Raw genomic sequence first — 15709 nt, 5'->3', positions numbered from 1 at the left:
CGATGTGGAGGACGTCATGAAGAACACCAAGACCCTGCCGGCCTTGATCCTGCTTGCGAGCATGGTCGGCATTGGCGCGAGCCAGGCGGCCCCGTTGCCGACCAACGTCGCGGCCATGAAGGGCATGGTCGAGAGCAACACCGCCCTTCAGGTGCGCTGGGGCGGCTGGGGCGGCTGGCGCGGCGGCGGCTGGGGCTATCGCGGTTGGCGCGGCACCGGCGGCTGGGGAGGCTATCGTGGATGGGGCTATCGAGGCTGGGGCGCTGCAGCCGCCGGTGCGATCGTTGGCGGAGCCATCGCGAGCTCGGCCTACTATGGCGGGTATCCCTACTATGGCGGTGGATACGGCTATGGCGGCGGCTATGGCTACGACTATTGCCCGCCGGGCGGAGGCTACGGCTATTACGCTCGGCCACGCTACTATGACGGATGGTAGTGCCGGCTTTACGTGACAGGCCGGCCTTCGGTGATGTCACCGAAGGCCGAGCAGCGAACGCCGATAGCCGCTCTCGCGCGCTTCATTCCTGCACACGAAGCCGCCATCGAAGCCCCTGGCATAGCGGCTTTGCCCTTTGAGGTAGTAGCGTCCGCGCCGAAAATCGAGCCAGACCACGCTATCGCCGGGGCAATGCCGCTGAGCCTGGGCTTCATAGCGGAAAGGCGTCAGCGGCAGCGCGGCCGTCTGTTGCGCGCAGCAAAACAGGAAGGTCGCGGCGCAGGTCCCGACGCCCAACCTGGCCGCCAGACGGTCTCGACGTCCGCTCGATTTTTCAGCTAATTCGAAGTGCATTCATTGCCGCCGGGGATGATCCGTGTCGTGCTGAAGACGATATCTCATCTTGTCAGAGCTTCACGGGCGGAGCACCTCAGAACGACAATTCCAGCATCACGCGCGGCAAACAAGAGGCGCGCTCAGGACGATAGCAATCCAAAGGCGATCGCCGCGGTCGACAGCATCCCGGCCGTCACGACCACGACCTTGAAGGCAATATCGCCGTCGGCCTCTTCAAGCCAGCGACGCAGCCAATTGCGAGCGCCAGCCGGCTGGCTTGCGCCACGCACTCGCCGAAATCTGTCGCTGGTATACCCCATGGCTGCGATTGTAGATCGCGGTGGAATGGAGAGACCAGTGCAGCTTGTGCCAAGCAGTCAGGGTCACGTGCGACGGCTTGACTGACCCAATCGGGCTATACGAGCCGGTTCGGCGCCAAGGCCCGCTCAACCAGCGCCCTAGCTTCCCTTCGAGCCGGCGGCGTTCCGCATCGGCCGCTCCTCCTCCGACGCGCTCTTCGAGGGCGCCGCGCCGCACATGGAGCCACTCCTTGATTCCGCGGTCGCCGCGCGAGCGGTGCGATCAAACGGATTCCGCTCCATGACCTTCAGCGAAGCGAGTTCCTCCTTGTTCAAATAGGAGATCTTTCCCGGCGGAGTCATGACCATCCTGCCGATGGCCGACGGAGGAATACGGAGCTTGGCCGACAACCTCGCAAGCTTGATCGTGTCACGAATCGTTCGACTGTCCTCGTTGCCGTGTAAATTGGAAACCGAATGGACGCCGATCTTGGCATTTGGCGCCACATAACGCTTCCTGCTCGCCAGGAAAATGAAAGCGCATGCCGAGTCGCATTCTCCGGAAACGTAACTGGCGATTTGCCTCTGGTGCGCGAGCATGGCGATTCGGAAGCCTTCGTAGAGTGACCCACCTCGGGAATCGAGATCGAGGCCAACGACCCGACGCTCAGTCGCCAGATATCCGCGAAAGCGGACAAAGTCCCCATCCCTGATATCTCCACTGAGCTTCAAGACATCTCCAAAGCACCCCTGGACACGGGAAAACTCCATCGCGAGACAGTTCGTCGAGGTCAGCACGACCGCGATGCTCAAAACGCATCCTGCAATCCGCATCGACCCATGCGTGGCGCTCCGGCTGTTTGCGTCGCCATCGATAAATGTCGCGCGGAGGACCCTCAAAGCGTGCTTCCAGACTGCCACGGCGCTCCCCATTGGACCCGGTACCTCACACCATAGACAGAGCATCGACGCGCATCGTGGGTTGATCTGAATCAAACCCAATTCAGCAAGCGCAGGCGGGAGCGCCATTTTGACGTCTAGAAGCGCACGCTCTGTGCCGAGAGCAAACATCATCTACCGTGACCCTGGGATCAGCCAGTCCAATCCAGCATCGGGGTCACCGACAATCTCTACCTTAAGTCATTCATTTCATTTATTTCTTTTTGCCCCCGATCCTTGAGGGGACCGGACCGCCTGAGGAATCCCATTAAGGCTCGACATGCGCGATCAATCCACGCTCCACGCGACCTGCTGGTCGCCAAGGCAACCTAACGCGGGATGCGGCGTCTCGATGGTGCAGCGTCCCGAAAGCCGCCGCTTGCGCCCCATGGCTTGAGCGATGGCCGCCCACACGCGCCGGACAACGCTGTCCGCGACGCGTCATCTTGTGTAAACTCCCACTGCATCCCGATCGATTTGGGAGAACGACAATGAAAGTCTTCTTGCTCGCCTGCGTGGCCGCCGTCGTCGTGTCGGCATTCGGGGCCCTGGCGCTAAACCGGGTGCAAGAACCGGTCGCACAGGCCTTTGCAACGACGGGCGTACGGCTGTAGCAAGTTCGCGTTCAACGGCTGCGCGCCCCCCTACTCCGCCGCGGTGACGGAGGGCTGAGGTCGAGCATCGCGCGCATTCTCCTCTTCCAGCCAGAGGCTGTGGTGCTCCCTGGCCCAATTGACATCGACGGTGCCGCTTCCCATCGCCTCGAACGCGCCTTCCATGCCGATCGTGCCGATATAGATGTGCGCCAACATCACTGCCGTGAAGAGCATCGCTACGATGGAGTGGACGATCTGCGCGAGCTGCATCCCTTCGATGCCTGACAGGTAGAAGGGGAACATCAGCGCATATCCCGTCGCTGCCACCAGACCTCCGCCGATGACCACGATCCAGTAGATCGCCTTCTGGCCGGCGTTGAAACGATAGGCCGGCGGATGATCGTGCCCGACGATGCCGCCGCCGCGCTTGATCCAGTCGACATCCGCCTTGTTCGGGATATTGCCGGCGATCCACATCAGGAAGATCAGCACGACGCCGATGGTGAACGGGAAGCTGAGATAGTTGTGAACATATTTCGCCCATTGCGACCATTCGGAAAACGCTTCGTGGCCGATCAACGGCAGCAGCAATGGACGTCCAAAAGTGACGTTCAACCCCGAGATCGCCAGAATGATGAAGCAAGTCGCCGTCATCCAGTGCACGAAGCGCTCGAATGCGGAAAAGCGCACGATGGTCCGGCCGGAACGACCGCTCTGCAGCCGCACCATCCCGCGGCTGAGATAGAAGATGACCAGCGCCGCGAGCATGCCAAGAATGGCGATGCCGCCGATCCAGCGCAGCGTCACGTTCCGGAACTCGCGCCATTCACGGCCGGCCGGCTGTTCGAGAACGCCCGAGCGCTGGTCGGGTATGCTGACGCGTCCCTGCACCCGGTTCAGTTCCTGCAGGAGCTGTTGCTCCTTGACCGCGCTTGCGGTCGGGTTGACCTGCTGGGCTACGGACGGGGAAGCCGCGGAGACGAGCAGCAGGAGTCCAGCCACGCCAATGACGAGCCGAACACATCGTGCAAAACACGCCATAAGGTCCTCCCGATATCGACGCGACCCGCGCCAGGTCGTCGTCAGGACTCGATCGTCTCGCGATAGGCGGTCTTCCAGCCCCATGCGCCTGAGCCGTAGCCGCGCTTCAGCACGCGCTCTTTATAGATCTGGGCAATGATTTCGCCGTCGCCGGCGAGCAGCGACTTGGTCGAGCACATCTCCGCGCACAGCGGCAGCTTGCCTTCGGCAAGCCGGTTCGCGCCGTATTTCTCGTACTCTTCCTTGCTGCCATCGGCCTCGGGACCGCCGGCACAATAGGTGCATTTGTCCATTTTTCCGCGCGAGCCGAAATTGCCGACCTTCGGATATTGCGGCGCGCCGAACGGACAGGCGTAGAAGCAGTAGCCGCAGCCGATGCAGAGATCCTTGGAGTGCAGAACCACGCCGTCGGCGGTGGTATAGAAACAATTCACCGGGCACACCGCCGCACAGGGCGCGTCCGTACAGTGCATGCAGGCCATCGAGACCGAGCGTTCGCCCGGCTTGCCGTCGGCGATGGTGACGACCCGGCGGCGGTTGATGCCCCAAGGCACCTCGTGCTCGTTCTTGCAGGCCGTGACGCAGGCGTTGCACTCGATGCAACGGTCGGCGTCGCAGAGAAACTTCATACGTGCCATCGTCGTTGCTCCCTTATGCCGCCGCGATCTGGCAGAGAGTGACCTTGGGCTCCTGCATGCCCGTCGCGGGATCGTATCCGTAGGTGGTGATCGTGTTCGCGCTTTCGCCGAGCACGATCGGATCGGTGCCCTTCGGGTAGTTGCCGCGAAGATCCTTGCCCGCAAGCCAGCCGCCGAAATGGAAGGGCATCCAGGCGACGCCCTTGCCGACCCGCTCGGTGACGAGCGCCTTCATCCTTGCCCTGGAATTGTTCTCGGCGCCGGTGACCCAGACCCAGCCGCCGTCCTTGACACCGCGATCGGCGGCATCGGCAGGGTTGATCTCGATGAACATGTCCTGCTGCAACTCGGCGAGCCACGGGTTCGTGCGCGTCTCCTCGCCGCCGCCCTCATATTCGACCAGACGGCCGGACGAGAGGATGAGCGGAAACTGCTTTGCAATGCCCTTCTCCACCGCGGCCTTCTGCACCGAGAATCCGATATTGGGCATCCGGAACTGCTTGGCGTCGGGCAGCGTCGGGTATTTGGCGACGAGATCGACGCGTGGCGTATAGATCGGCTCGCGGTGAACCGGGATCGGATCCGGCAAGCCGAAGGCATTCATGCGCGCCTTGCCGTTGCCGTAGGGTACGCAGCCGTGCGCCAGCGCGACGCGCTGAATGCCGCCCGACAGATCGAGCGACCACGACACCGTGTCCGGATTGGCCGGATTGATCTTGTTGATCACGGCCATTTCCGCTTCGGTGAGCTCGCTGTCCCAGCCGAGCTTCTTCAGGCTCGCCAGCGTGAATTCCGGATAGCCATCCTGGATTCCCGACCCCAACGAATACGAGCCGTCCGCGAGCAGGCTTACCTTCCGCGTCGTGCCGTCCGGCAGCTTCTCCTCACGCTCGACGCCGAACCGCGGCCGGAACGTGCCGCCGCCGTCCATCACGTGCAGATTGGTGTTGTAGAGCAGTGGCGTGCCGGGGTGCCTGACCTCGGGTGATCCCCAGCACGGCCAAGGCAGCCCGTAATAGTCGCCGCCAACCTCGGGATCATCCTTTGGCGCCCGCATCGTCAGCATGTCGAACTTCGCTTGGTTCTTCATGTGCGCCTTGAGGCGCTCGGGCGATTGTCCGCAATAGCCGGTCGACCAGCTACCGCGGTTCATCTCGCGCAGCACGTCCTCGGCCTCGGGCAGGTTGTTCTCGACCTTGATCTTCTTGAACATCTGATCGGCGAAGCCGAGCTTCTTCGCCATCAGATAGATGATTTCGAGATCGTCCTTCGACTCGAAGATCGGCTTCACGATCTGCTCGCCCCATTGCAGCGAGCGGTTGGAAGCGACGCGCGACCCCTTGCACTCGAACTGGGTGGCGACCGGGAGAATGTAGACGCCTTCGGTGCGTCCCGCCTCGACCGCGAGCGAGGCCCAGGTCGTCGGATGCGGATCGGCGATGACGAGCAGCTCGAGCGCCTTCAGGCCGTTGAGGGATTCAGGGATACGGGTGATGCTGTTGGAGGCGTGTCCCTGCACGAACACCGCCTTCACGTTGTCCTTCTGCGCAACCTGCTCCTTCGGCAACGTCACCGCCTCGAACCAGCGGGTCAGCGGAATGCCGGGGGTTTCCATGATCTGCTTGGAATCGAACCGCGCCTTCAGGAAGTCATAGTCGACCTCCCAGACCCGCGACCAGTGCTTCCAGGCGCCTTCGGCAAGGCCGTAGTAGAACGGCAGCGTGACGATATCGAGCCCGACATCGGTCGCGCCCTGCACGTTGTCGTGGCCTCGGAAGATGTTGGCGCCGGCGCCGGCCTTGCCGACATTGCCGGTCATCAGCAGCGCGATGCAGCTCGCCCGCACATTGGCGGTGCCGACGGTCTTCTGCGTCTGGCCCATGGCCCAGATCAGCGTTGCCGGCTTCTCGGTGGCGAACATCTTGGCGACGCGCTTGAGCTGCTCGCCGGGAATGCCGGTGACGCGCTCGACTTCCTCAGGAGGCCATTTCTCGACCTCCTTCTTGAGGTCGTCGAAACCGTAGACGCGCTGCCGGATGAACTCCTTGTCCTCCCAGCCGTTCTGCAGGATGTGCCACATCATGCCGTAGAGCACCGGAATGTCGGTACCCGGCCGCATCCGCACATATTCGGTCGCGTGCGCGGCGGTGCGCGTCAGCCGCGGGTCGATGACGATGAAGTTGGCCCTTTGCAGCTCCTTGCCCTCGAGCAGATGCTGCAGCGAGACGGGATGCGCCTCGGCCGGATTGCCGCCCAGGATGACCTGCGTCTTCGCATTGCGGATGTCATTGTAGCTGTTGGTCATCGCGCCGTAGCCCCAGGTGTTGGCGACGCCGGTGACGGTGGTTGAATGGCAGATGCGGGCCTGGTGATCGGTATTGTTGGTGCCCCAGAACGCACCTAGCTTGCGGAACAGGTAGGCGCCTTCGTTGGTCATCTTGGCCGAGCCGAGCCAATAGACGGAATCGGGACCCGACTTCTCACGTACCGCCTGAATCTTGTCGCCGATCTCATTGATCGCGGTGTCCCAGGAGACGCGGGTCCACTGCCCGCCCACCAGCTTCATCGGATAGCGCAGCCGCCGCTCGCTGTGCACGAGCTCACGCACGGAAGCGCCCTTGGCGCAATGCGAGCCGCGATTGATCGGCGAATCCCAGCTCGGCTCCTGGCCGATCCATACCCCGTTCAAGACCTCGGCCGTCACCGTGCACCCAACCGAACAATGCGTGCAGATGCTCTTGCGGACGGTCGCGCCCGCCGTGAGCGGACCGGCCGCCGCGGCTTCCGCCTTGCGCACGCTGCCGAGCGGCAAGGTGCCGAATGCGGCAAGCGCGCCGCCGGCAAGACCGGATTTGCGCAGGAAGCTGCGGCGGTCGAGGCCACCGGCCTGATCTGCAGGGGAGCTGGCGGCGGAGCCTTGGCGCAGGGAACGCTGGTTTGTTCGCTTGATCAGCACGGTCAACCTCCCTTGGCCGGATAACGATTGACGCGGTAGAAGGCCTTGACGTGATCGGTTTCCTTGTAGCGCGCCTTGCGCTTCTCATCGTTGGTTTCGCTGTCAGCCTGCGCAGCCCCGACCAGCGGCGTTGCGAGGGTCGCGCCGGCGCCCACCGTGCCGACGCCGACCTTGCGCAAGAAATCGCGGCGCCCGACTGTGGTTGTCCTGTCTTCACTCATCGCATCTCTCCTGGACCTGCGGATGCAGGTCAGTTCGCGAACGTGAATGCTTCTGTCTCGATCTCGACAAAGGCGCGACCAAGCGCACCGACCGCACGATAGAAGACGGCGCTCTCCGCGCGCTCGATGTCGACGAACAGCCGCCCCATCCAGGGCGCGACGTGTTTGCCGAAGAAGGCACGCTGCGTGTCGAACGGCGCCGGGAAACGCCCTCCCGCGAAACCTGCCATGATCTCGCACAGGATAGCCGCGTGATCTTCCGGCTCGGAATTGTTCGCTATGCGCTCGATCCCGGACGCAGCGAGGTCGGCGCGCAGCCTCGACAGCGGCCGCTCGTTGAGAAAGCCGGTCAGATAGTAGGAGGCGTAGGGCAAGAGTTCGCCGCGGCCGAGACCTGTGAACAGATCGAAATATTCGCGTTCGACCGTCGCCGCGACTGCATTGGCGGCGGATTCGGCCAGCGCGGCATGCGCGCGCCCAAGCGGCGTGGCATCGGCGGTCAACGCAGCCAGTTGATCGAGCAGTTTCTTCGATGGTGCGGCGGACAACAGTGTCGCGAGCAGCAGATATTCCTGCGCACGCGCGACATCGACAGAATCGATCGGCTCTTCGGAGAAAAACGGCTCGCTGTACAGATCAGGCCGCAAATTATCGCGCGAGATGCCTGTGGCGGCTTCGACGGCGATCACCCGTTGCGCGGGCACCTTGTTCCAGTTCGAAACAGAGGGCTGGCTGATGCCGATTTTGCGCGCAAGCTCTGCAACGCCGCCGGCAGCGTCAATGGCTCGCTCAAGGCCAGCATCGCGCACGTGGACCTCCATCCAAGTCCCGGGTGCTGATTTTGCTTTTCTTACAAAGCGCTAGCGAAGCCTAGTCCCGGCCCAACGGGGGGTCAATCAGCTCGCATAGTCTGAGGCTATGGCCTTTCGTCGCGGTCCCTAGCGAGGCAGCGCGCTGCCGTGCGTGCGGCGCTCAACCGGCACCTGTTCGCCGTCGGAGCTTTCGGTGAGCGTTCGTTGCGTTGCAGCAGGATCAGGTGCGGTTCCCGTGGTCGCGGCTTCTTCGGCGCCGATGCCCGGCAACTCGACCTCGCGCAATTCCTGCGAAGAATCCGCAACTTCAACCGAACGCTCAGGCGGCGCCTCGGCCAACTTGCCGAGGCCGCCGACGATCCTGTCGATGAGCGCGGTGAGCTCAGCCTCGGAGCAATCCAGCGGGCCAAAACCCGGCATCGCAGTCGGGTCGTTGAAGTCCCAGGCGTTCTCTGCAAGCCCGACAAAGTCGCGGATGGCGGGATCGGCGCTCCAGGCGCGACGAAGCGCCGCACGCGTCAGCTCCTGCGGGATTCCCTTGCGCAGGAACGCGGTGATGTCGGTCGCCGAGGTAATCGTGTCAATCGAAGGCAGGCTCGCAACGTCGAACTCCGCGTCGTCGTCTTTGACGGCTGGCGGCGGCGACTGCATGTCGTCGCGCATTGCCGGATCCGGTGGCGTGGCATTCGCCTTTGCCTCCTGCTTGCGACGGGACCAGCGTGTCAGGAACTTGTCCTCACTCATTCGTGTCCGCCTTCATGCTGCCGGCGCGCGAGCGCCTCCGGATCGGCCTGCCGTCGCTTGCGCTTGAAGAACTCACGTTCGACGTGGTGCTCGGCCACGAAGCTTTCAATCTGCTCACGCAGCATCTCCGGCATGTGGACAGCCTCGACCAGATTCGCACCGGCCTCCGTGAACGCCTCGCCCTCCGAAGGATCGGCGGTCGCGGCAGCCACCGAGTAGGGCCAGGCGCCTTCGGCCGGCGACAAGACGGTCCAGATGGCCGGACTGCCCGAGGCGAGATTGTCGCGATAGCGCGCCGTCTCGGAACCATAGAGATCGACCATGGCGCTGCCGGCATAAAACAGCGTCGTCCCATTCTCGTCGCGAAGCACCGTCCAGGGTTTGGTGTCCGGCTCGTCGGGCAGCACGGCGACCGCGCGCCAGACAAAGTCGGTCCACGGCGAATCCGCCTGGTGCCGCTCCACCACGACGCCGACGGGAACGCGCACAAGCGGCAGCGCGGCCGGACTCATGTCGCCATCTCCAGATGTTTGACCGGCAGCCCCGTCAGCAAATTCTGCGGCTTCATCCGCAGCTTCTGATCGGCGTTCATCGACAGAATGAGATAAACCGGCTCGCCCCGCATCTCGTCTGCGGCCGCGCTCGTGTCCGCAAACGTCAGGCGGAACAAGGAGAGCACGCGTCCGGCGCTGCGGTCGTCGAGCTGCTCGCCATGCCAGAGACGGTCGCCGAGTCTGGTCGCGTCGGCGTCGAGCCCGACATACCAGGTGAGACGTGCATCACGCAGCTCGCGCAGCGGCTCAATGCTGACGTCGATCCCGAGCAGATGGGAGATCCAGCGCACCATCGCCTGCGCCAGCGCCGCCGGCCCGCGGCCGCCTGCGGTGAGGTCGAATGCCATGTCGAACTGGTCGCTCCGGCGCCAGTAATCGCCGGCATTGTCCTCGCGCAAGACGTCGAGCTCGGCATCGGTCACCGCCCCCAGCATCGACATCAGCGAGAGCACCGGGGTCGGAGTCTGTCCACCGACGACCTCTTCATCGCCGAGCAGCAGGGCCTGCTCCTGCGGCAGGATGCGCTGCGGGCGGAAGAACAGTTCGGCTGCGCGCAGCACGAACGGATCATCGCAGCCATCGAGCGCATTGCGCAGGATCACGTGCACGAGCTGATTGACAAACAGCGGCGGCAAATCGTTGGTCCCGGACCGGACGGTTGCAAGATAGGCCTGCTCTAGCGTCGGATGTCGCACGAGGAGGTCGCGGAAGGCGAGCACGAGCCGCCAGTTCTCCCGGGCATCCGCATCGACAATCGCTTCGATTTCTTCCGCGCCGACCGGCCTGCGGGGAGCCGCGAGCAGCGCGCGGTGCAGCCGCCGCTCGACCGGGCATGCTTCGTCCGGCGGAACCAGCTCCGGACGAGCAAAATAGGCCTTCAGGAACTCGTCGGTGACGCAAAGCCCCCCGCTCCCGTCGCGATCGAGCAGATGGTGGCCGCACGCGATCCAGAAATCATTCATCGGTGCCGCGACTCCCCACTCATATCGGCAAGCCTGAGATCACCGTCAGGCTCGACATCGTCTTCGACTTCCATGAACGAGAACGCCTTGCTGTGTCCCTGACCCTGGCGCAGTTGCAGCCTGCGGAACGACTCCCGGACTTCGCCGTCGCTCACCGAACGGTGAACGGCAATGAGCGAGCTGACCGGATGGTTGCAGAGCGACTGCGCGAAGGTGACCTCCTCTTCCGCCGCCGTCCGCGCGGTCGCCAGATCCGGCGCACCGAAGCGATCGACGAGCTGCCTGGCGAGGCGGTCGATCAGCGCGCTGCAATCATTCTCGGTCGCAGGCACAATCTGCACCAGCGTCGACCAGCCCCAGGACTGCACCCCAAGGAAGCCACTGCGGAACGCGACGCGGGCCTTGCCGGTCAGCTTCATCGGATCCTGATCGCAGAAGCGGAAGGCACCGGAGACGGCCCATTCGCCCGGCTCGGCCGCCACATCGAATACGAAGGTGTCGGAGGGATCGAGCGCGATGCTGCGGAGCAGTTTCATAGCCGCGGCCCACCGAGCTTCGGATCGAACCAGGACGACGTTCCGAGTGCCTTGACGAGTCCGCTGCGTTCAATCCTGTCGGCACCGACGCGGCGCGTGAGGAGATCGCCGCCGTCATCGATCCGCAGCACGGTTCGCCGCTCGCGGGGGATCCGGCTGAGATAGTCGCGCGCGAGGCTGCCAAAGCCGTCGGTCTGCCAGCTATCGATCGCCCGCATCAGGTGCCGCGCAAAGCTCTCGGTCACCTGCACGGCTCCCGCTTCGCCAAACCCCTCCTCATCCAGCGCGGACGCGAGCGGATGGACGCCCGGTCCCTGATCGGCCATTGCGACCGTCCGGATCATGGCGCCGAACACCAGCCAGGCAGGCGGCTCGTCCTCGCGCGCTGACGTCGGCCATCCCATCCGTCCGCCGCCGACCAGCCCACCGTCGATCGCGACGGTGTCGGGCCAGCCGATCGCGACCGTCTTGTGCGGCGGCGCATAGGCGCGCAGGGCGTCGGTGAGCGCGACCATGCCGGCATAGAAGGCGCGCCGTGCGGTGGCCAAGGGCTCGCCCGGCTCGAGCACCACGGCGAATTCGGCAAGATCGAACCGCCCGACATACACCAGCGTGCCGGCACCGCTTTTGGGTGCAATGCGGCAAGCGTGAGCAAAGGCGTCTCCGCTCTCACGCAACCGGACGAGCGTGAATGGCGGCGGCAGATGGATCGCTTCCGTCACGGAGACGCGGCTGGTCGGGGTCGACCGCAAGGGCCGTCCTCCACTTTCCTTTTCCTTCCGATAGTGAATATCTATACGAGGTGAAGGAATGGCGCGAGTCCGCAAGACGGCGCCGCACCCGCGGAGGGATCGACCTGGAGCAGCCAGCGAAGACCGTCCTGATCTGCTCGTGTGAAGACACGATGCGCCTTGACGTGGCCGCGATCCAGCGTGGATGTCCCAACTGCGAGATCAGGAGCCATCGTCATCTCTGCGGCGCCGACCTCGAAGATTTCCGCAACGCCGCGAAAGCCGACGGCCCGCTGACCGTCGCCTGCACGCAGCAGGCCGGCCAGTTCACCAATGAGATGGGCGAACGCGCCGGCCCGATCAGCTTCGTCAACATCCGCGAGACGGCGGGCTGGTCGCGCGACGGCGCGAAGGCGGGCCCGAAGATGGCGGCGCTGCTTGCAGCGGCGGCGGTTCCCGCGCCGGACTATCCGCTGGTCACATTGTCGAGCGATGGCATCATCCTGATCTATGGGCGCGACGAGACCGCGATCGAGGCTGGCCGGCTGCTGGCGGACCATCTCGACGTCACGGTCATGCTCAGGAAGCCGGCGGACGTCGTGCCGCCTGCCGCGGCCGTGTTCCCGATCGTGCAGGGCACGATCCGCAATGCGCGGGGGCACTTTGGCGGCTTCGAGCTCGCGATCGACGACTACGCGCAGCCACGCCCGTCCTCACGCGCCCGCTTCGAGTTCGAAGCCCCGCGCAACGGCGCGATCTCGCGCTGCGATCTCGTGCTCGACCTCTCCGGTGAGCCGCCTCTGTTTCCCGCACACGATCTGCGAGACGGCTATCTCCGCGCGGATCCGAGAGATCCCGCGGCCATGCTGCGTGCGGTGCTCGCCGCCCGCGATCTCGTCGGAAGCTTCGACAAGCCGAGATATGTCGACTTCACACCCAGCCTCTGCGCGCATTCCCGCTCGAAGCTGATCGGATGCCATCGCTGCCTCGATTTGTGCCCGACCGGCGCGATCACGCCGGACGGCGACCATGTCGCAGTCAACGCGGAGGTGTGCGCAGGCTGCGGGCAATGTGCGGCCGCCTGCCCCACCGGAGCGGCATCCTACGCGCTGCCACCCGCCGATACCCAGTTGCAGATCCTCCGCGCCATGTTGCGCGCCTATCGCGAGGCCGGCGGCACACATCCGGTCCTACTGCTGCATGACAGCCAGCACGGCACGCCGCTGATCGATGCGCTCGCCCGCCATGGCGACGGATTGCCAGCCAATGTGCTTCCCCTCGCCGTCAACGAGCTGACGCAGGTCGGCCTGGAAGCCATCATCGGCGCCTTCGCCTATGGCGCGGCTGCCGTGCGGCTCCTGCTGCGCGCCAAGCCACGACACGACGTGACCGGATCGTTGCTGACGATCCGGATGGCCGAGACCATTCTTGTCGGCCTCGGATTTGACGGTTGCCGCGTGAGCACGATCGAAACCGACGACCCCGACACTCTGGCCGAGCAACTGACGGGGATTGGCCCCCTCGCCGGCCTCGAAAATCCCGCGACTTTCCTGACGGTCGGCAAACGCGGCGATCTGCTTCGCTTCGGCTTGAGCGAACTGCATCGCCTCGCCCCCAAGCCGGTTGACGTGATCGCCTTGCCTGAGGGTGCACCTATCGGTGCGATCACCGTCGACGTCGCCGGTTGCACGCTGTGCCTGTCCTGTGTTTCGGCCTGCCCAACCGGCGCGCTCCGCGCCGATCCCGACGGCCCTGTCCTCAAATTCGTAGAGGACGCCTGCGTGCAGTGCGGTTTGTGTCAGAGCACCTGTCCTGAAAAAGTCATCAGGCTCACCCCGCAGATCGATTTCCGGGCAAGACGCGCGCCGGCGCGGGTGATCAAGGAAGAAGAACCTGCCCTGTGTATTCGCTGTGGCACACCGTTCGGCGTCAAGAGCACGATCGATCGGATCGCGACCAAACTCGAGGGACGGCATTGGATGTACCCTGCCGGGGACCGTCGGACCGAGGCCTTGCGGATGTGCGCCGATTGCCGGGTCATTGTCATGAGCGAACAGCAGTTCGATCCGATCCAGGACGTGCCGGAACGCGCGCCGCCACGAACGACGGATGACTACCTGCGTCAACGCGAGAACAAGGACTAGCCGCATGCCTCGATTCATGAAGGTTCTGTCGACGTGCCTTGTCACCACGGTCCTTGGCGGCACAGCCGTCGAGGCCGCCGCCCTTACCAAAGCGGAAAAGGTTGCACTCAAGCAGGCGGTCGTCGCCTGCAAGGCCGAGGCGAAGGGCAAGAAGATCAAGTGGCTGTCCCGCCGCAAATACGTCAACCAGTGCGTCGTGGCGGCGCTCAAGGAACATCCCAGCATTAGTATCGCCCGCATGCTCAAGGAGAACCCTGAGCTGACGAAAATTCCGGTGGAGCAATGGCCGGGGTATTAAAGTCTCATATCGCGGCTTGACGCCTTCGCTTGAGTATGCGCAAGGCGGCTAGCGCCAACTCGGGCTATTTCGACGTCGCACGCGCCAGGAAGTCCGTGAGCGCGCGGCGATCTTCGGCCGAGCCGATCTGCTGCTCCGGCATCTTCGTGCCGGGCGTATAGGCGTTCGGCCCGATCTCGAACAATTTTGAGACGGTCTCCGGCGTCCAGACGATGTCCATCGTCTTGAGTGCGTCGGAGAAGCGATAGCCCGGCAGCGAGGCGATCCTCCGACCGAACAGTCCGGCAAGGGTGGGACCGGCGCGCTGCACCTCCGTCTCCGACAATGTGTGGCAGGCGACGCAGGCCCTGAAGATTTCGGCACCGTGGTCGTCGGCATAGGCGGCGAGCGGGTCCCTCGGCGTGCCCACCACGTTCGATCCGGCCGCCGCGCCAGTCAGTGCATTCCAGCGCCTGATCTTGCCGTCGGCGCCGCCGGTCAGGAGCGTCACGCCATCGGGCAGGAATGCCACCGACCAAACCGGCCCGCCCAGCCCGGCGAGCGTGCGCAGCACGCTGCGCGCCTTGCGATCGACGATCGCCACCGTGCCGTCAATTGCCGCCGCGGCGATCAAGGCGCCGTCATGCGAGACTGCCAAGGCGACGATCGGAGTGGCGCCGGCCGTGACCTCGCCGCTTGCCTTGCCGTCGGCCGTCATCATGCGCAGCTTGCCGTCCGCTGCGCCGGTGACGATTTCGCCGTCAGGCGAGATGGCCACGGCATTCAGCGGCAACGGCACCGTGACGACCTCGGCGCTGCCGTCCGGCAGGCGCCAGATCCGCACCGTCAGATCGTAGCCCACGCTCACCAGCGACTGTCCGTCGGGGGCAAAGGCGACGCCATTCACGTTTTGCGAGTGACCTTGCAGCACGCGCGAGCCCCCGTCGGACAACGACGAGAGCCGCACGGTATGGTCCCACGAGGCGGATGCGAGCTTGGATGCATCGGGCGAAACGGCGAGCCCGACGATGGGTCCCGTATGGTCCGCGAAAACCCGGTCCGGCTGCGGCCGGCCCGACGTCCAGATGGCAATCCGGCCATCCGCACCCGCCGTTGCCATTCTTCCATCGCCGAGGAAGGCGACCGCGTTCACCGCACCCGAATGGAAGCGAAGGACCTGATCCGCGGACTCGGTTGCCAGCGACCATCGGATTGCCGCAGTGTCGAAGCTGCCCGACAGAATCGTCCTGCCATCGCCTGAAACGGCGATCGCGCGGACAGGTCCGCCGTGTCCGGCCAATTGCGCTTGCGCGGGTTGCAGCGCAAGAAGCAGCGATGCTGTTACAAGGAACGTGGCGAGACGCAAAATCAAATCCATGGCCGTCGGAGACACTCGCAGCGCAGCCCCAAGCCATTCTGCCCGTTTTTGCTGCCCGGCCAAAGTGCTCCCCTGGCGTCCATCGGCCCCGCCGGCGATCATTCTGGAA

17 protein-coding genes are annotated in these 15709 nt (G+C 64.4%); 4 read left to right on the top strand and 13 right to left on the bottom strand.

Going from position 1 to position 15709, the window contains the following annotated elements; all coding sequences use genetic code 11:
- Window positions 1-16: 16 nt before the first annotated feature.
- Window positions 17-436 (top strand): hypothetical protein, encoded by a 420-nt coding sequence (locus ACVMIH_RS02210; RefSeq protein WP_057017141.1) that lies wholly within the window; start codon window positions 17-19, stop codon window positions 434-436.
- A gap of 36 nt (window positions 437-472) precedes the next feature.
- Here the strand turns inward: ACVMIH_RS02210 and ACVMIH_RS02205 are convergent, their stop codons facing one another.
- Window positions 473-790: a hypothetical protein gene (locus ACVMIH_RS02205; RefSeq protein ID WP_082653777.1), complete on the bottom strand. Its 318-nt coding sequence runs from the start codon at window positions 788-790 to the stop codon at window positions 473-475.
- 440 nt (window positions 791-1230) lie between these two features.
- Window positions 1231-1884: an ATP-dependent Clp protease proteolytic subunit gene (locus tag ACVMIH_RS02200; protein ID WP_456860578.1), complete on the bottom strand. Its 654-nt coding sequence runs from the start codon at window positions 1882-1884 to the stop codon at window positions 1231-1233.
- A 617-nt stretch (window positions 1885-2501) separates the two neighbouring features.
- On the opposite strand from ACVMIH_RS02200, the gene ACVMIH_RS02195 reads away from it, so the two are divergent.
- On the top strand, window positions 2502-2624 hold the full coding sequence (locus tag ACVMIH_RS02195) for a hypothetical protein (RefSeq protein ID WP_256520575.1): 123 nt from the start codon (window positions 2502-2504) through the stop codon (window positions 2622-2624).
- A gap of 30 nt (window positions 2625-2654) precedes the next feature.
- On the opposite strand, the gene ACVMIH_RS02190 is transcribed toward ACVMIH_RS02195, so the two are convergent.
- The 10 genes from ACVMIH_RS02190 to ACVMIH_RS02145 all read right to left on the bottom strand — a co-directional run bounded on the left by ACVMIH_RS02190 (window position 2655) and on the right by ACVMIH_RS02145 (window position 11822).
- Window positions 2655-3647, bottom strand: a complete 993-nt coding sequence (locus ACVMIH_RS02190; protein WP_057017138.1) for a formate dehydrogenase subunit gamma — start codon at window positions 3645-3647, stop codon at window positions 2655-2657.
- 41 nt (window positions 3648-3688) lie between these two features.
- Complete coding sequence (fdh3B, locus tag ACVMIH_RS02185) at window positions 3689-4285, bottom strand: formate dehydrogenase FDH3 subunit beta (protein WP_011088224.1); 597 nt, start codon at window positions 4283-4285, stop codon at window positions 3689-3691.
- 13 nt (window positions 4286-4298) lie between these two features.
- Complete coding sequence (locus ACVMIH_RS02180; protein ID WP_456860576.1) at window positions 4299-7241, bottom strand: molybdopterin-dependent oxidoreductase; 2943 nt, start codon at window positions 7239-7241, stop codon at window positions 4299-4301.
- 2 nt (window positions 7242-7243) lie between these two features.
- On the bottom strand, window positions 7244-7462 hold the full coding sequence (locus ACVMIH_RS02175; protein ID WP_028345027.1) for a twin-arginine translocation signal domain-containing protein: 219 nt from the start codon (window positions 7460-7462) through the stop codon (window positions 7244-7246).
- 29 nt (window positions 7463-7491) lie between these two features.
- Window positions 7492-8271, bottom strand: a complete 780-nt coding sequence (locus tag ACVMIH_RS02170) for a Cro/CI family transcriptional regulator (protein ID WP_141342512.1) — start codon at window positions 8269-8271, stop codon at window positions 7492-7494.
- A gap of 129 nt (window positions 8272-8400) precedes the next feature.
- Window positions 8401-9018 carry a DUF3306 domain-containing protein gene (locus ACVMIH_RS02165; RefSeq protein ID WP_456860575.1) on the bottom strand — a complete coding sequence of 206 codons (618 nt, stop codon included), beginning with the start codon at window positions 9016-9018 and terminating at the stop codon, window positions 8401-8403.
- The gene (locus ACVMIH_RS02160) at window positions 9015-9530 is read right to left on the bottom strand and encodes a DUF3305 domain-containing protein (RefSeq protein WP_253623995.1); all 516 of its coding nucleotides are present in this window, start codon (window positions 9528-9530) and stop codon (window positions 9015-9017) included. The genes ACVMIH_RS02165 and ACVMIH_RS02160 overlap by 4 nt, the downstream gene beginning before the upstream one ends.
- Complete coding sequence (locus ACVMIH_RS02155) at window positions 9527-10534, bottom strand: DUF6352 family protein (protein ID WP_456860573.1); 1008 nt, start codon at window positions 10532-10534, stop codon at window positions 9527-9529. The genes ACVMIH_RS02160 and ACVMIH_RS02155 overlap by 4 nt, the downstream gene beginning before the upstream one ends.
- Entirely contained in the window at window positions 10531-11070 is a 540-nt protein-coding gene (locus tag ACVMIH_RS02150; protein WP_456860571.1) for a DUF6505 family protein, read from the bottom strand. Before ACVMIH_RS02150 ends, ACVMIH_RS02155 begins: the two co-directional genes overlap by 4 nt.
- Complete coding sequence (locus tag ACVMIH_RS02145; protein ID WP_456860569.1) at window positions 11067-11822, bottom strand: biotin/lipoate--protein ligase family protein; 756 nt, start codon at window positions 11820-11822, stop codon at window positions 11067-11069. The genes ACVMIH_RS02150 and ACVMIH_RS02145 overlap by 4 nt, the downstream gene beginning before the upstream one ends.
- Before the next feature lie 152 nt (window positions 11823-11974).
- Here ACVMIH_RS02145 and ACVMIH_RS02140 point away from each other — a divergent pair, with 152 nt between their 5' ends.
- Both ACVMIH_RS02140 and ACVMIH_RS02135 read left to right on the top strand, forming a co-directional pair.
- The gene (locus ACVMIH_RS02140; RefSeq protein ID WP_456784532.1) at window positions 11975-13945 is read left to right on the top strand and encodes a 4Fe-4S binding protein; all 1971 of its coding nucleotides are present in this window, start codon (window positions 11975-11977) and stop codon (window positions 13943-13945) included.
- Between the two features lie 16 nt (window positions 13946-13961).
- The gene (locus ACVMIH_RS02135) at window positions 13962-14243 is read left to right on the top strand and encodes a hypothetical protein (protein WP_057017130.1); all 282 of its coding nucleotides are present in this window, start codon (window positions 13962-13964) and stop codon (window positions 14241-14243) included.
- A 64-nt stretch (window positions 14244-14307) separates the two neighbouring features.
- On the opposite strand, the gene ACVMIH_RS02130 is transcribed toward ACVMIH_RS02135, so the two are convergent.
- The gene (locus ACVMIH_RS02130) at window positions 14308-15600 is read right to left on the bottom strand and encodes a c-type cytochrome (RefSeq protein WP_057017129.1); all 1293 of its coding nucleotides are present in this window, start codon (window positions 15598-15600) and stop codon (window positions 14308-14310) included.
- Window positions 15601-15709: the final 109 nt, after the last annotated feature.

The organism is Bradyrhizobium sp. USDA 4503, assembly GCF_054055815.1.
Note: the sequence above shows the minus strand (reverse complement) of the source record. Positions and strands in the feature narration are given on the sequence as shown.

Bases quoted from the DNA above. Each gene is read 5' to 3' on its own strand.
- ACVMIH_RS02210 (WP_057017141.1), top strand. From the start codon at position 17: ATGAAGAACACCAAGACCCTGCCGGCCTTGATCCTGCTTGCGAGCATG.
- ACVMIH_RS02205 (WP_082653777.1), bottom strand. From the start codon at position 790: ATGCACTTCGAATTAGCTGAAAAATCGAGCGGACGTCGAGACCGTCTG.
- ACVMIH_RS02195 (WP_256520575.1), top strand. From the start codon at position 2,502: ATGAAAGTCTTCTTGCTCGCCTGCGTGGCCGCCGTCGTCGTGTCGGCA.
- ACVMIH_RS02190 (WP_057017138.1), bottom strand. From the start codon at position 3,647: ATGGCGTGTTTTGCACGATGTGTTCGGCTCGTCATTGGCGTGGCTGGA.
- fdh3B (WP_011088224.1), bottom strand. From the start codon at position 4,285: ATGGCACGTATGAAGTTTCTCTGCGACGCCGACCGTTGCATCGAGTGC.
- ACVMIH_RS02175 (WP_028345027.1), bottom strand. From the start codon at position 7,462: ATGAGTGAAGACAGGACAACCACAGTCGGGCGCCGCGATTTCTTGCGC.
- ACVMIH_RS02165 (WP_456860575.1), bottom strand. From the start codon at position 9,018: ATGAGTGAGGACAAGTTCCTGACACGCTGGTCCCGTCGCAAGCAGGAG.
- ACVMIH_RS02160 (WP_253623995.1), bottom strand. From the start codon at position 9,530: ATGAGTCCGGCCGCGCTGCCGCTTGTGCGCGTTCCCGTCGGCGTCGTG.
- ACVMIH_RS02155 (WP_456860573.1), bottom strand. From the start codon at position 10,534: ATGAATGATTTCTGGATCGCGTGCGGCCACCATCTGCTCGATCGCGAC.
- ACVMIH_RS02150 (WP_456860571.1), bottom strand. From the start codon at position 11,070: ATGAAACTGCTCCGCAGCATCGCGCTCGATCCCTCCGACACCTTCGTA.
- ACVMIH_RS02140 (WP_456784532.1), top strand. From the start codon at position 11,975: ATGCGCCTTGACGTGGCCGCGATCCAGCGTGGATGTCCCAACTGCGAG.
- ACVMIH_RS02135 (WP_057017130.1), top strand. From the start codon at position 13,962: ATGAAGGTTCTGTCGACGTGCCTTGTCACCACGGTCCTTGGCGGCACA.
- ACVMIH_RS02130 (WP_057017129.1), bottom strand. From the start codon at position 15,600: ATGGATTTGATTTTGCGTCTCGCCACGTTCCTTGTAACAGCATCGCTG.